Below are 12,683 nucleotides of genomic sequence, written 5' to 3'. Positions count from 1 at the left end.
GATCATCTCCCGCCCAGACCCAGCCGGGCCAGCGCGGCGAAGGGGCTGTCAGAGGGGGGAGCGGGCCTTGCGGGCGCTCGCTTGCCCGAATGACGGCGGTGTTTTGCCAATGGTTTCACCGCCGAAAGCATGAGGGGCGCGGGCGGCCCGAATTGCCCTGACGACAAAGGTGCAGCCACGCGCAGGCGTATGCCCAGTCCGGACAAAATCTCCGGTAGCTGTGTCTTGTTCAGCCCGTAGCGCTGCGCGAGATCGTTCGGCACGGGGCAGGGGCCTTGTCGTGTCAGGCGATGCACCTCGCCCAGCAGCTTTTCCACACGATCCAGCCGCATCCAGTTTCCGCCAGCCCAGGCCCAGCCCGCAGAGGCAATTGGCGCTGTGCCCGGGAGGGCAATCGTTATCTGCCGGGCGTCAGGGTTCTGACTGGCGTGGCGATGCCACAGACCGAGCAACAACGAGCGCAGGGTCATGGCGGCAGGCTTGAGCAAGACAGGCATGAAGACGCCCTGCGGGACGAACAGGATCCCCAGACGTCGCAGGTGGCCAAGCACCTGCGTTCCGTGGCTGGCGGGTTCGCCAGGCATCAGGGGGGCAACACCACCGTATTCCATCAGGCGATGGGTGAGGCCGCGCAGGGCAGGCGTAGGGCGGGGCTGCGCAGCCAGCGCGTATAGAGGGGCCAGCGTCGTGCGGATATGGGTAGCTGCGAACGCCGTGAGCCTCTCCTGAACGAGATCGCGCTGCTTCGTGTCAGCAAATTCCCCACCCAGAATTTGTACGGAAGGCGCGAGGAGAGCTGTGCCACGGGCGAGGCGCGCGATAACCACGCCGTCCCAGGCAATATGGCCATTGGTCGCATCCAGCGAGAGGGTGTCGTCGGAGGCGGAGACAAGGGCCTGCACGCGTCGCGGAATTTCGTGCAGCAGCGCACGCCGTCCTGCACGCAGCATAAGCTTGCGTTCGGGAAGGGCCTCTTCGCGATCGGGCTTCAGGGTGAAACCCTCTATGGTGCCGACGGCGTGGCCCTCGACAATCACCTGCCCCTCACGGGTCACGGCAGAAAGCAGGTCCCGTGTGCCGTCACTATCGAGACGACGCAGGAGGGATGTGGCGCGCCGATCGACAAACCGGGCTGTCAGGCGTTCATGCAGCGCGTCTGACAGCAGATCCTCGACTTCTCGGGTGCGTTCCTGCCAATGGGTTGCCCGATCGCTCCAGTCACTGCGCGCCGCCACATAGGCACAGATCCTGATGCCGGTAAGGCGATGCATCAGCGTGTCGATATCGCCATCGAGGCGCGAAAACCCGGAAATATGGGCGTCGAACCACGCGCCAGGGATGCCTCCATCCTGCAGGAGATGCATGAAGAGACGATGGCACAACCGCACATGGGAATCGTCACCCAGTTTACGAAAATCGGGAATCTGGCACACTTCCCATAGCAGGGCTGTGGCCTTCCTGCCTCGCGCTGCCTCGCGGATATCGCGCTCACCCGAAAGGCTCTCGAGCGTCAGCACATCGGAAGCAGGGCGGCCCGCCACCAGACCGCGTTTGGGTGGTGATGCGTTGAGGCTCGCATAAAGGGCGTCGGGGGAGGTAAAATCGAGAGCCGCATTGCGCCAGCTCACACGCTCGACCGGGTCAAAGCGGTGCGCTTCAATCGCATCGACGAGCGACTCTGACATCGGACGTGCCTCGGCAGTCGTGCCGAATGTGCCATCCTTCATGCCGCGCCCGGCGCGACCGGCAATCTGGGCACATTCCTGGGCTGTCAGTGGCCGAAGCGAGGCGCCGTCGAACTTTGTGAGCGATGCCAGCGCAACATGGTTCACGTCCATGTTCAGCCCCATGCCTATGGCATCGGTCGCAACGAGATAATCAACATCCTTGTTCTGATAGAGCTCGACCTGTGCATTGCGGGTGCGCGGCGAGAGCTGCCCCATGATGATCGCGCATCCGCCCCGTCGACGTCGTATGATCTCCGCAATGGCGTAGACCTCGGCAGCCGAGAACGCGACGATGGCCGAGCGGGCAGGGAGCCGCGAGAGTTTGGTATGACCCGTATGGACCAGACTCGATAGGCGAGGGCGCGTGTCGATCTCGATGCCGGGCACAAGGCGTTGCAGAAGAGGGCGCATGGTTTCCGCACCGAGGAACAGGGTCTCCACATTGCCACGCGCATTCAGCAGCCGGTCAGTGAAGACGTGCCCACGATCGGGGTCGCTGCTGAGCTGGATCTCGTCCACGGCCACGAACTCGACCTTGCGCGTGAGGGGCATGGCCTCAGTCGTGCAGGAAAACCACTTTGCATCGGGGGGAACGATTTTTTCCTCACCCGTGATGAGCGCCACATGGCGCGCGCCCTTGAGGCGCACCATGCGCTCGTAATTTTCGCGCGCCAGCAGACGCAGGGGGAAGCCGATAATGCCAGATTCATGCGCCAGCATGCGCTCGAGCGCATAATGGGTCTTGCCGGTATTGGTCGGTCCCAGCACGGCACGAATTCGGCGGGGCATGAGATGGAGCTGGGACTTCATGATACGATGCTTGTGCATGAGCGACCGAATTGCAAGACGCCACCGCCACTGGCACAGCTTGTGCGGATCCGATCCTCCATCGGAAGATCAGCAGAAAGGCAGAAAACCATGCGCAACCCCGAAGAGCTTTGCCTGACGACGAGCGCCGACGCGGCGAGACTCCTCCATATCGTGCCTGTCGGGCAGGATCTCGAGGCATTGCTTCATGGACACGGCGCCGCCCTGCGCGAAATGGCCGGGGAGCCTCTGGCAGGACGTCTTTATCTCGTCCCCGGCGCGGCGGGCGTCAGTCACGCAATCTATCTGGATGATCCGCAATCATGCGATGCCGCGCGGTTCGGTGTGCTGGCCACGGGCTTGCCCCCCGGTGACTGGGTTCCTTCTGTCGCACCCGATTATACCGGGTTGCGCCCGGGGATTATGCAGGATGTGATGCTGGGCTTTTGCATGGGGGCGTATCACTACGCGATAGGCCCGGCGAGCGAGAATACGGTGCGCCTGGTTCTGCCTCCAGAGTGCGATACAGGTCGCGCCGTCGCGCTTGCTCAGGCGACATGGCTCGGCCGCGATCTGGTGAATATGCCTGCCAATCTGCTAGGGCCGGTGGAGTTGGCGCAAAGGGCTGAGGCTGTGGCCCGACTTCACAACGCTTCGAGCGAGATCATAAGCGCCGAGGCTCTTGAGCGGGCCTATCCCTGCCTTGCGGCTGTAGGCTCGGGGTCAGATCGCCCGGCGCAAGTGTTCAGGATGACATGGCAGGGCAGCGCTGCCGGAGCCGATGCGCCGCTGCTCTCTCTGGTTGGCAAGGGCGTCTGCTTCGACACTGGCGGATATGACATCAAGCCCGCGAGCGGCATGCTGCGCATGAAAAAGGATATGGGTGGCGCTGCCCTGATGCTGTCTCTGGCGCATGTGATCATGGCGCAAGACCTTCCATTGCGTCTGGAATTGCGTCTTGGCTGCGTCGAAAACAGCATCTCCGGCCATGCCATGAGGCCGGGCGATATTCTGACGACGCGCGCAGGCCTGACGGTTGAGGTGGGTAATACCGATGCTGAGGGGCGCCTGGTGCTTAGCGACTTGCTGACCGAGGCTTGCGAGTCCCGACCTGACTGGCTGCTGGATGCGGCGACTCTGACGGGTGCGGCCCGTGTCGCGCTGGGCCCTGACTTGCCTGCGCTGTTCTGTAACGATCCGGAATGGTCGCAGATTTTGCTCGAATCAGGTCATGAGACCGGCGATGCCATGTGGCAATTGCCACTCTGGCATGGCTACGACGCATGGCTCCGCCGCAAAAATGCCCATCTTGGCAATGTGACGGACAAACCGATGGCGGGGGCGATTACGGCCGCCCTGTTCCTTCAGCATTTCGTCGAACCCACTGTAAAATGGGCACATATAGACACTTATGCCTGGAATGACGGCGCAAGAACCGGGCGTCCAGAGGGGGGAGAGACACTCGCCCTGCGTGCTCTGACAATCGCAACATTACGAATGATTAATGAAAGAGTAGGGTCGGGCTCAGCTTAGTCACTGACTTTCAACAAAAAGATACTAAACCGATTACAAAAACGAACCTATATGGATGCGTATCGTTCGACGCATGTTGTAGGAATGCAACGCTAATCGGGATGTAACCCGCTTCGTTCCTAAAGCAAGCGCCTTCAGGACACGCACCCAAGGCGTGGCATCCCTGAAATATCCGCAAGGTGTTTTCAGGGTGGCTTACTTGGGCGACGGGTAAGACCATTAGCCGCGCCAGATGCGCGATGCATTGAGGAGTTTTTTCGATGGCCCAGGCACAGAATGACCAGATGCTCAACCTTCTTCGTGACACGATCGTTTCGCTCGTGCGCAAGGACGGTCCTGATCTCTCCGCGCGCCAGCTCGGCGTTTTTCTAACCTGCTACCTGCAGGATGGCGCCCACACGGTTCGCGGTCTGGCACAGGAACTCAATGTCTCCAAGCCTGCCATCACCCGTGCTCTTGATCGTCTGGGTGAGCTCGATCTGGCGCGTCGCAAGGTCGATCCGCTCGATCGCCGCTCGGTTCTCGTGCAGCGCACACTCAAGGGCTCGGCTTTCCTTCGTGAAATGCGCTCGCTCATGAGCGAGGCTTCGGGCACGGTCAAGCCGGCTGCCAAGACCGGTCGCGGCACGGTTGAGCGTATGACCGTGCGTCGCATTGCTGGCTGAACAATTCAGGTTGTTCAGCAGGCGCATGCCTGACGTTGGTTTTAAAAGCCGCCTCCTGAAAAGGGGGCGGTTTTTTTTGTTTGGGTGCCAGCGATCTGAGGTTCTCGGATAGTTTTGGCCGGTGTCTCCCACGACCGTGGCATCCGACGTATCCATAAAGGGGGAAAGCCATGACGCGCGAGTTCGACACGACTAATCTGTGTTTTCGGCTTCCTGCCCGGCAGGATTTCGAGGCGCTTGCGGACATGCGCGCCGACCCGGTCGTGACACGCTATACAGGCGGTCAGCCTGCGTCGCGCAATGAGTCCTGGGACCGGCTGATACGGTATCGTGGGTACTGGGGAATACTCGGTTACGGCTATTGGTGCGTGAGGGAACGCCTTACCGGGCATTTTGTCGGTACGATCGGGTTCGGCGAGGCAAGGCGGGGAATCGAGCCGTCACTCGATGGCTATCCCGAGGCTGGCTGGGTGCTCGCCTCATGGTGTCATGGCAGCGGGTATGGGGGTGAGGGTGTGGCCGCCGCTCTGGACTGGCTCGATACCCAGACCGATCACCGGGTCGCTCGCTGCATCATCGATCCGGATAATCTGGCCTCCATGAAGCTGGCCAGGCGGCATGGCTTCAGGCCGCTGGCCCGAACCCATTATCTGGGCTCTGTCATCGACGTCCTCGAACGTCAGCGTGGCGGCGTCACCATTTGCCCAGATCATGCGCCCGTGCCCGATGCAGGGTGAAGCCTGTCCAGATCAGTTGCGGGGCCAGGACGAGGATCAACTGAGCGGCAATAGGCAAGGGGGTCACGGCGACAGCTGCGCCCCATAGGGCGAAGGCCCAGTGCAAGAGGCTTACAAGCGTTGGTGAAACGCCGCTGCGCGCTGCGAGCTGGTAAAGATGGCTTCGATGGGCCTGTGCCAGCGGGTCACCTGCAATCGCACGACGGATCAGCGTAAAGGCAACGTCATAGAGCACCCCACCCAGCATGAAGGGTACGATAAGGGGGCAGGGTGTTGTGCAGGCGGCCTCGATACCGAGCCATGCCAAAGTCAGTCCTGCACCCTGACTGCCGACATCACCCATGAAGATACGCGCCTTGGGGAAATTGAAGGGCAGGAACACCAGGAGTGCAACAGCCAGAAGAAGCGCTGCATGGGTAAAGCCGGGTCTCCCCGCGTGGCTGAACAGGAGCGTAAGCGCCAAAGCCGTAATGGCCATTACGCCGGAGGCAAGGCCATTCAGGCCATCAATGAAGTTCAGGGCATTGGTCGTGAAAACGAGCCAAAGGAAGCCGATGCCGATAGCAAGAGCCACGATGACCCAGCCTGGCGCGAGATAGTCCGGAATGTAAGGGAGAGCACTTCTGCCCGAGATTACGTCGCCGATTACACTAGAGCCGGAACCCGGGAGTGAGGTGAGCGCCACGCCCGCCAGCGTCATCAGGGCGGCGATGCCCTGAACGCCCAGCTTGAGCGAGGCGCGATAGGAGTGGATATCGTCAAGCCAGGAAAAGAAAGCGAGCAAGGCCACGGCGAGAAGAGGCAGAAGAAGCGCCGGGCCCGGCAGATCGCCCTGCGTCCAGAGTTGCGACAGGGGAAAGACGAGCAGGAACCCCGTGATGATGCCAATGCCACCCCCTTTGGGGGTAGGGCGCGTATGTGAACTGCGATGGCCCGGCATATCCATGACCCCGACACGGATCATGTAAACAACAAGGGCAGCACTGATACAGGCCGTGGCAGCACAACAGAGGATCAGGGGTATCATCATCGGATCCGGAAGTTTTTCAGCGGGCAGGGCCTGACGTGACGACTGCCCATCGCGACAAAAGTTTTTTTGCGGCTATAAGTGTCGTGTGAACGCGAAGCAACAATCTCATAGCCCTGTCCCCTCATCCTTGACGCGGCGTCATCGATCGCGAGGGCGCATTGCCGTCAATGTACTGGCTGACGGTCTGATATCAGGACTCGCTGCTCCTGTAGCCCGTTTTCTGGCCGCCCCTCATGACGGATTGCTGCATCCACTCTGGTTCATCATGGGCGGTGCCATCACATTGCTCGTCAGTGGCCTGCCTTTTCGTATCCCGCAGCAGTACTGGCGTTTTTCAGGCGTAGCGGATCTGCGCGGTATAGCGGCTGCCTCGATCGCTGGCGCCGCCCTTTTCTCGCTTATGCTTTGGGTCTCTGGCTTTCCCCTGCCATCGCCGACCTTTCCCCTGATCTACGCGCTCGTTCTCCTTGTTGGTCTTGGAGGCGGTCGTGTTGCGACGCGCCTTTACGGGACGGTGCGACAGCAGGCGCAGGGGCAGAAGCGCCGTGTTCTGCTTGCGGGCTCGGATCTGAGCGCCGACCTGTTTCTTCGCGCGCTGGAGCGCGTATCCGACGCGCATTATCTGGTGCTGGGTCTGGTTACCCGGTCGCCAGGGCAGCAAGGGCGGCGGCTGCACGGCGTACCGATTCTCGGTGTGACCGAGGATCTTTCCTCCGTGCTGGCGGAAATGGAGGAAAACGACACCCTTCCTGACAGCGTGATCGTGACCGATCCCGAATGGCGCGGGTCGCAGCTCTCCGTCGTGCTCGATGCCGGGCAGAGCTACGGCATTGCGGTACAACGTGCCCCTTCGCTCACACGGCTGACCCCGGCGGAGGAAATCCAGATGCGTCCCATTGCACTGGAGGACCTGCTGAACCGGCCGGAAGTCCCGCTGGATCGTGAAGGCATGGCGCGATTGATCCAGGGGCAGGTGGTCATGGTCACCGGTGCGGGTGGGACAATCGGTTCAGAGCTGGCCCGTCAGGTTGCCCAGTTCGGCCCGGCCACGTTGCTCCTGCTGGATCATGGCGAATATGCGCTCTGGCAGATCGATTTGGAATTGTCAGAACTGTTCCCCCATGTGCAGCGTCAGGTCATCGTGGCCAATATCCGCGATGCCCAGCGTATCGACGAGGTGTTCGCCCGCTATCGTCCGGCGCTCGTGTTTCATGCTGCGGCGCTCAAGCATGTACCGATTGTCGAGGCCAACCCTTGCGAGGGCGTGCTGACAAACGTGATCGGGACGCGGATCGTGGCCGATGCCGCTATTCGCCACGGAGCGCGGGCGATGGTCCTTATTTCCAGCGACAAGGCCGTCAATCCGTCGAGCATCATGGGGGCAACGAAACGCTGTGCGGAGATCTACTGTCAGGCGCTGATGGGCGAGGCTGAGGCAAAGGGCTCGCATTTCCGCTGTGTGACCGTGCGTTTTGGCAATGTCCTTGGTTCCACGGGGTCGGTCGTGCCGCTCTTCCGACGCCAGCTGGAGCAGGGTGGACCGCTCACCGTCACGCATCCTGACATGACACGCTATTTCATGACCGTACCTGAGGCGGTGGGTCTCGTGCTCCAGGCCAGTGTGCGTGGCACAGCATCGCGGCGTGAGGCCGACGAGACGGACCAACGTCTGCAACGCGGCGGAATCTTTGTTCTCGATATGGGCGAGCCGGTTCGCATTCTTGATCTGGCGCGTCAGATGGTGCGTCTGGCGGGGCTGAGGCCTGATGAGGACATCGCCATACGGTTTACCGGACTGCGCCCGGGCGAGAAGCTCTATGAGGAGCTGTTTCACGGCCGCGAAGCGCCGGTTCCGACCGATGCGCCGGGTCTGAAAATGGCAACGCCGCGGATGATTGATCTCGACGCTGCCCGCACATTGCTTCAGCAGCTCGAGGCGGCCAGCCATGCCGATGATATCGGGCAATCTCTGGTGATCATGCAGGAACTCGTGCCCGAATTTGCCCATAACCCGCTGGGTGAGGTGCGGTATTCCACCCCGTTTATCCAGAAAGCTGAAAGCCCGGAGGCTTCGGAAAACACGAACCCTGTGTCATAGTCCCGGCATGATCGTACGGGCGCGCCTCCCTATGCGCCCGGCCAACGGAAACTGTCTTTCGGGCTATGCCGCGATTGACGGAACCTCTAGCGATACGGGACCGGCCTCATGCGGCCGTTAATGGAAAAAAAGGTGCCATGAGCGACAAAGCCCCCATCTCCTTTCTTGACCTGCCCAGACAACAGGCGCGCCTCGGCGCGCCGCTGAAGCAGCGGATCGACACAGTTCTCGAGCACTGCAAATTCGTGATGGGGCCTGAGGTTGAGGAGCTCGAAAAACGGCTCTGCGCCTATAGCGGTGCGACGCATGCGGTGAGCGTCTCGTCCGGTACCGATGCACTACTTATGGTGCTCATGGCCGAGGAGATTGGTCCAGGCGACGCCGTGTTCCTGCCGGCCTTCACTTATACCGCTACCGCAGAAGTAGTGCTGCTGCTTGGCGCCACCCCGGTTTTCGTGGATGTGGATCCGGCAAGTTTCCAGATCGACTGCGATAATCTGCGCGCCCGCATAGCGTCGATACGCGCGCAGGAAGAGCTTGAGCCTCGCGTAATCATTGGCGTTGATCTGTTCGGTCAGCCTGCGCCCTGGGCAAACCTGCGCGATGTTGCCGCGCAGGAGGATCTGTTGCTTGTCGCTGACTGCGCCCAGGCCTTTGGCGCCTCTTTGAACGGTCACAAGCTGGGCCGCGAGGCGATGGCGACAACCCTGTCCTTCTTCCCGTCCAAGCCGCTGGGGGCCTACGGCGATGGGGGTGCCATCCTCACTGACGATGCCGAGCGTGCGGCGCTGTACCGTTCGCTGCGCACCCACGGCGAGGGGCGCACGCGCTACGAGGTTCTGCGTATCGGCCTCAATGGACGTCTCGATACGCTTCAGGCGGCTATTCTTCTGGCGAAGCTCGACCGGTTTGAAGAGGAACTGGGCCGCCGCGAAGCCATTGCGCAGGCGTATGACGCGGCGCTTTCCGGTATTGTGCAGACACCTGCACGGGTGGAGAACAGTGCAAGCGCCTGGGCCATTTACTCCATCCTGCTGCCGGACGCCGCCACGCGGGATGCCTTGCAGGCACATCTTGGCCGCCACGGGGTCCCGAGCGTTGTGTACTATCCGCGCCCACTGCATGAGCAGCCAGCTTATGCTGAGCATCATGACGAGACGGTATCGCTGCCAGTTTCGGAAACGCTAGGCTCTCGTATTCTGGCCCTGCCGCTTCATCCTGAACTGACTGATGAAGAGGTCAGCCGAGTGATCGGCGCTGTCTCGTCCTATTTTGCTGCGCCCGGAGCCGGCGGCGAAGCGGGTTCAGCCGATGCTAGGCAGGAGCGCGGCGCGTGAGGAAAGAAACCCTTCTCGTCTTCGGATTTCTGGCGGTTGTTCTCTCGACGGTCGCGCTCATCTGGTATTTCGCATGGCCGGCTCTGCGTCCGGTACGGTTCGAGACCGTCTCGGATGTGACACTGACGATCGAGCAGACGAACCAGACGCGCAAGCTCGACGCGGCGGAAACGGCTCAGCTGAACGAATGGCTCCACAGCCATACGCATGGCTGGGCCCCGCTCACCTCGCCAGCCCCTTCAACCGGCGATGTGGTAATCAAGGCCCACCTGCCAGATGGTGAGCCGTTCGAGCTCGCGCTCTGGACGGGTATCAGCGGTGCTGACTGGAATGATACAGCCATTACGCGCGCGAACCCTAAGGCACGTTTCAAGGTGCAGAGCTTCGACGATCAGGGTTGGGCGCCTCTGCGTCGCCTGATCGAGGGGCAAGGCTTCGAGAAAACCGACGTTCCCTGAGGAAAAGCTTCGTGGCCTGTTCACCTGCAAGGGTGTTCAGGCCGGTGCTTGCCACTCTAGCCTGACACCCGTGACGGTTGCAGGCATGGTGTCAGGCGTCACGATTGCGACATCCATGGCCCGGAATGAAAACATCCATCCCGGACCAACAGTGCGCGTATTCAGGGCTGGCCCTGCGAGACCTGCTTCTCCCCCGTGCGTGAGAGCCGACCGGTCTCCGTCATGAAACGATAGACCTCGGCACTGAACGGTGCCTTGGCTGTGTCTGTCTGCCAGCTTTCCATATCGGCATACATCTTTGCCGCCTTGTTCCAGTGGTCTTTGCCCAACGCATCAACCATCGGCTGTTGCAGCGTCATCCACTCATTAAGCAGTGACAAGGCTTGCGGCGACCCCGGAGCAACGCCCTGTCTGATGGCGTCTTCAACACGGGTGATCAGCGCCGCCCAGTTCTGCTCATAGGCGGTGCGCGTCTCTCCCGGAAAAAGTCTGGCCCCGAGCGCCTGCCAGCGATTCCATTCTTCCTCAGTGAAATACTGCTTTGCGACGGTTCTGAGATCCTGTTGTGTCATGATGGTCTGTGCCTCCTTGATAAGGGAACAGAGCCGGTCAGCATCAGGTGTTTCGCGTGTTCTGAGCAGATCGGACATATGCCGCAGACGGCGCAGCATGGTCTCGATCTCTCTTTGCTTCGCGCCAAGATGCAGGATCTGTGTTTCGATCAGGCTCCGGGCGTCCAGAGAGGGGGCAATCATGACCGCGGAGATTTCCGATAGCCGGTACCCTGTCTGCCGAAGCAGGAGGATCTTGGTGATCAGGTTCACTTCCCGCGCGCCGTAGACACGACGACCTGCCTCGGTTCGGCGTGGGGCGATCAACCCTTTTTCCTCAAGGTGGCGCAAGCTGCGTACCGACAGCCCGCTTTGGGCAGCCATTTCGCCAATTGATCGATCACGCATCACGATGCCCCTCTCTATCGTCCGGCATCACCATGCGATGCTGACATAGTGTGAGGAGCAAGAGGTAAATACGCTATATCCGACGACTGGTATTTGAAGGCAGAGCCGCGCGCAGCTCGTGGCATCACTCCGGCTGGCAGGCTGGACTGACGGGGTGATAATACGCCCCGTCAGTGAAGGGTCAGGCGTGCTGTTGTTTTCCGCTCTCGCTCGGAAGCGGCGCATCGCCCATGGCCTCGCCCGTACGCATATCATCGGCGAGCGGCGCCGTGCCCTTGTCACCAATGGCAAGCAGGGCTGCGGTGAGGGGAGAGGCAAGAATGAGACCGGGCACGCCCAGAATGGTGCCGAACACGGTCTGTGAGAGAATTGCTAGCGCTGGCGGCATATGAACGGCGTGACGCTGGATCAGGGGGGCGAGCACGTTGCCCTCCAGGAACTGGATGACGCAATAGAGCCCCGCCACCATAAGGCCAGTGCGTGTGCCCTGGGAAAGGGCGATTAAAACCGCCGGTATCGCGCCGAGAATCGCGCCGATATAGGGGATGAAATTGCAGAGGCCGGCAACAACGCCGAGGGCCATCGCAAGGGGAACGCCAAGAAAGCCCAGCCCGATACCCGAGGCCAGACCGACGGCAAGCATGTCAAAGGCCTGTCCGATTGTCCAAGACCACAGCGCCGTGCCCGCCGTCAGAAGAAGCTTGCGGGCCTCCGGGCGATGGCCCTCGGGCACGAGGCGTAGCAGACCATCCACATAGATGGCGGGGGACAGGGCGAAGTAGAGTCCGGCGATCAGGATCACAGCAATCGTGCCGAGCAGTCCGAACGCGCTGCTCAGAATACCCGTCACCGAATTGGCCAGACCGGCACCGAGGGACGGGCCGCTACCAGCCTCGTTCCCACCAAGCGATTTGGGCAAGTGATCAAGGGCAAACTGGCCCCACGTGCTGGAGCCCATCTGCTCGCGTATTTGTCCATACTGCGTGATCAAAGCCTGCTTCAGCTTGACGAACTGGTCACCAATCTGCGGGCCGCTGAAGAAGAAGAGAGCGGCGATGGCGAGGAGGATCGTCAGCGCCACCAGACCCACGGCGAGCTGGTAAGGCATACGGGCCTTGTCACGCAGAATACGCGCCAGACCGTGCAGGATCACAGCAAACAACGTGGCGGCAAAAACGACCATCAGCACGTCGCCAATGAGCCAGATGGCGAGCACGGCAACTGTAACGATGAGAGTAAAACGCAGGATCCGGAAGATCCGTGTCAGTTCGCGCCCCGCGCCGTGGGCGTCGTCAGGATGGGTTTCGGACATCGTCTCTCTTGTTTTCAAAA

At 61.2% G+C, this 12,683-nt stretch carries 10 protein-coding genes; 6 read left to right on the top strand and 4 right to left on the bottom strand.

Annotation, left to right across the window (positions count from 1 at the left end; all coding sequences use genetic code 11):
* Nucleotides 1-2: 2 nt before the first annotated feature.
* Nucleotides 3-2,537, bottom strand: coding sequence for a helicase-related protein (locus Asbog_RS08690; protein ID WP_231944549.1), 2,535 nt, complete (start codon nucleotides 2,535-2,537; stop codon nucleotides 3-5).
* Between the two features lie 108 nt (nucleotides 2,538-2,645).
* On the opposite strand from Asbog_RS08690, the gene Asbog_RS08685 reads away from it, so the two are divergent.
* The 3 genes from Asbog_RS08685 to Asbog_RS08675 all read left to right on the top strand — a co-directional run bounded on the left by Asbog_RS08685 (nucleotide 2,646) and on the right by Asbog_RS08675 (nucleotide 5,469).
* Nucleotides 2,646-4,067: a leucyl aminopeptidase family protein gene (locus Asbog_RS08685; RefSeq protein WP_062165818.1), complete on the top strand. Its 1,422-nt coding sequence runs from the start codon at nucleotides 2,646-2,648 to the stop codon at nucleotides 4,065-4,067.
* A gap of 260 nt (nucleotides 4,068-4,327) precedes the next feature.
* Entirely contained in the window at nucleotides 4,328-4,732 is a 405-nt protein-coding gene (locus tag Asbog_RS08680; RefSeq protein WP_023978412.1) for a MarR family transcriptional regulator, read from the top strand.
* 170 nt (nucleotides 4,733-4,902) lie between these two features.
* The gene (locus Asbog_RS08675) at nucleotides 4,903-5,469 is read left to right on the top strand and encodes a GNAT family N-acetyltransferase (protein ID WP_062164823.1); all 567 of its coding nucleotides are present in this window, start codon (nucleotides 4,903-4,905) and stop codon (nucleotides 5,467-5,469) included.
* Here Asbog_RS08675 and Asbog_RS08670 read toward each other — a convergent pair.
* Entirely contained in the window at nucleotides 5,426-6,499 is a 1,074-nt protein-coding gene (locus Asbog_RS08670) for a glycosyltransferase family 4 protein (RefSeq protein WP_062164822.1), read from the bottom strand. The genes Asbog_RS08675 and Asbog_RS08670 overlap by 44 nt on opposite strands.
* A 127-nt stretch (nucleotides 6,500-6,626) precedes the next feature.
* Here Asbog_RS08670 and Asbog_RS08665 point away from each other — a divergent pair, with 127 nt between their 5' ends.
* The 3 genes from Asbog_RS08665 (at nucleotide 6,627) to Asbog_RS08655 (ending at nucleotide 10,392) form a co-directional block, all read left to right on the top strand.
* Nucleotides 6,627-8,597 (top strand): polysaccharide biosynthesis protein, encoded by a 1,971-nt coding sequence (locus Asbog_RS08665; protein ID WP_171840682.1) that lies wholly within the window; start codon nucleotides 6,627-6,629, stop codon nucleotides 8,595-8,597.
* Nucleotides 8,598-8,734: 137 nt separating this feature from the next.
* A complete protein-coding gene (locus Asbog_RS08660) occupies nucleotides 8,735-9,934 on the top strand; it encodes a DegT/DnrJ/EryC1/StrS family aminotransferase (RefSeq protein WP_083510801.1) in 1,200 nt (399 codons plus the stop codon).
* Nucleotides 9,931-10,392 (top strand): hypothetical protein, encoded by a 462-nt coding sequence (locus Asbog_RS08655; RefSeq protein ID WP_062164821.1) that lies wholly within the window; start codon nucleotides 9,931-9,933, stop codon nucleotides 10,390-10,392. The genes Asbog_RS08660 and Asbog_RS08655 overlap by 4 nt, the downstream gene beginning before the upstream one ends.
* A gap of 161 nt (nucleotides 10,393-10,553) precedes the next feature.
* Here the strand turns inward: Asbog_RS08655 and Asbog_RS08650 are convergent, their stop codons facing one another.
* Together Asbog_RS08650 and Asbog_RS08645 are read right to left on the bottom strand one after the other, a co-directional pair.
* Entirely contained in the window at nucleotides 10,554-11,351 is a 798-nt protein-coding gene (locus tag Asbog_RS08650; RefSeq protein WP_062164820.1) for a MerR family transcriptional regulator, read from the bottom strand.
* A gap of 181 nt (nucleotides 11,352-11,532) precedes the next feature.
* Nucleotides 11,533-12,663 carry an AI-2E family transporter gene (locus Asbog_RS08645; RefSeq protein WP_062164819.1) on the bottom strand — a complete coding sequence of 377 codons (1,131 nt, stop codon included), beginning with the start codon at nucleotides 12,661-12,663 and terminating at the stop codon, nucleotides 11,533-11,535.
* Nucleotides 12,664-12,683: the final 20 nt, after the last annotated feature.

Source organism: Asaia bogorensis NBRC 16594 (genome assembly GCF_001547995.1).
Lineage (GTDB): Bacteria > Pseudomonadota > Alphaproteobacteria > Acetobacterales > Acetobacteraceae > Asaia > Asaia bogorensis.
This window is presented reverse-complemented; position numbering and strand designations above follow the sequence as displayed.

What these genes read in the sequence shown, in the direction of transcription:
- Asbog_RS08690 (WP_231944549.1), bottom strand. Translation starts at nt 2,537, where the DNA reads ATGAAGTCCCAGCTCCATCTCATGCCCCGCCGAATTCGTGCCGTGCTG.
- Asbog_RS08685 (WP_062165818.1), top strand. Translation starts at nt 2,646, where the DNA reads ATGCGCAACCCCGAAGAGCTTTGCCTGACGACGAGCGCCGACGCGGCG.
- Asbog_RS08680 (WP_023978412.1), top strand. Translation starts at nt 4,328, where the DNA reads ATGGCCCAGGCACAGAATGACCAGATGCTCAACCTTCTTCGTGACACG.
- Asbog_RS08675 (WP_062164823.1), top strand. Translation starts at nt 4,903, where the DNA reads ATGACGCGCGAGTTCGACACGACTAATCTGTGTTTTCGGCTTCCTGCC.
- Asbog_RS08670 (WP_062164822.1), bottom strand. Translation starts at nt 6,499, where the DNA reads ATGATGATACCCCTGATCCTCTGTTGTGCTGCCACGGCCTGTATCAGT.
- Asbog_RS08660 (WP_083510801.1), top strand. Translation starts at nt 8,735, where the DNA reads ATGAGCGACAAAGCCCCCATCTCCTTTCTTGACCTGCCCAGACAACAG.
- Asbog_RS08650 (WP_062164820.1), bottom strand. Translation starts at nt 11,351, where the DNA reads ATGCGTGATCGATCAATTGGCGAAATGGCTGCCCAAAGCGGGCTGTCG.
- Asbog_RS08645 (WP_062164819.1), bottom strand. Translation starts at nt 12,663, where the DNA reads ATGTCCGAAACCCATCCTGACGACGCCCACGGCGCGGGGCGCGAACTG.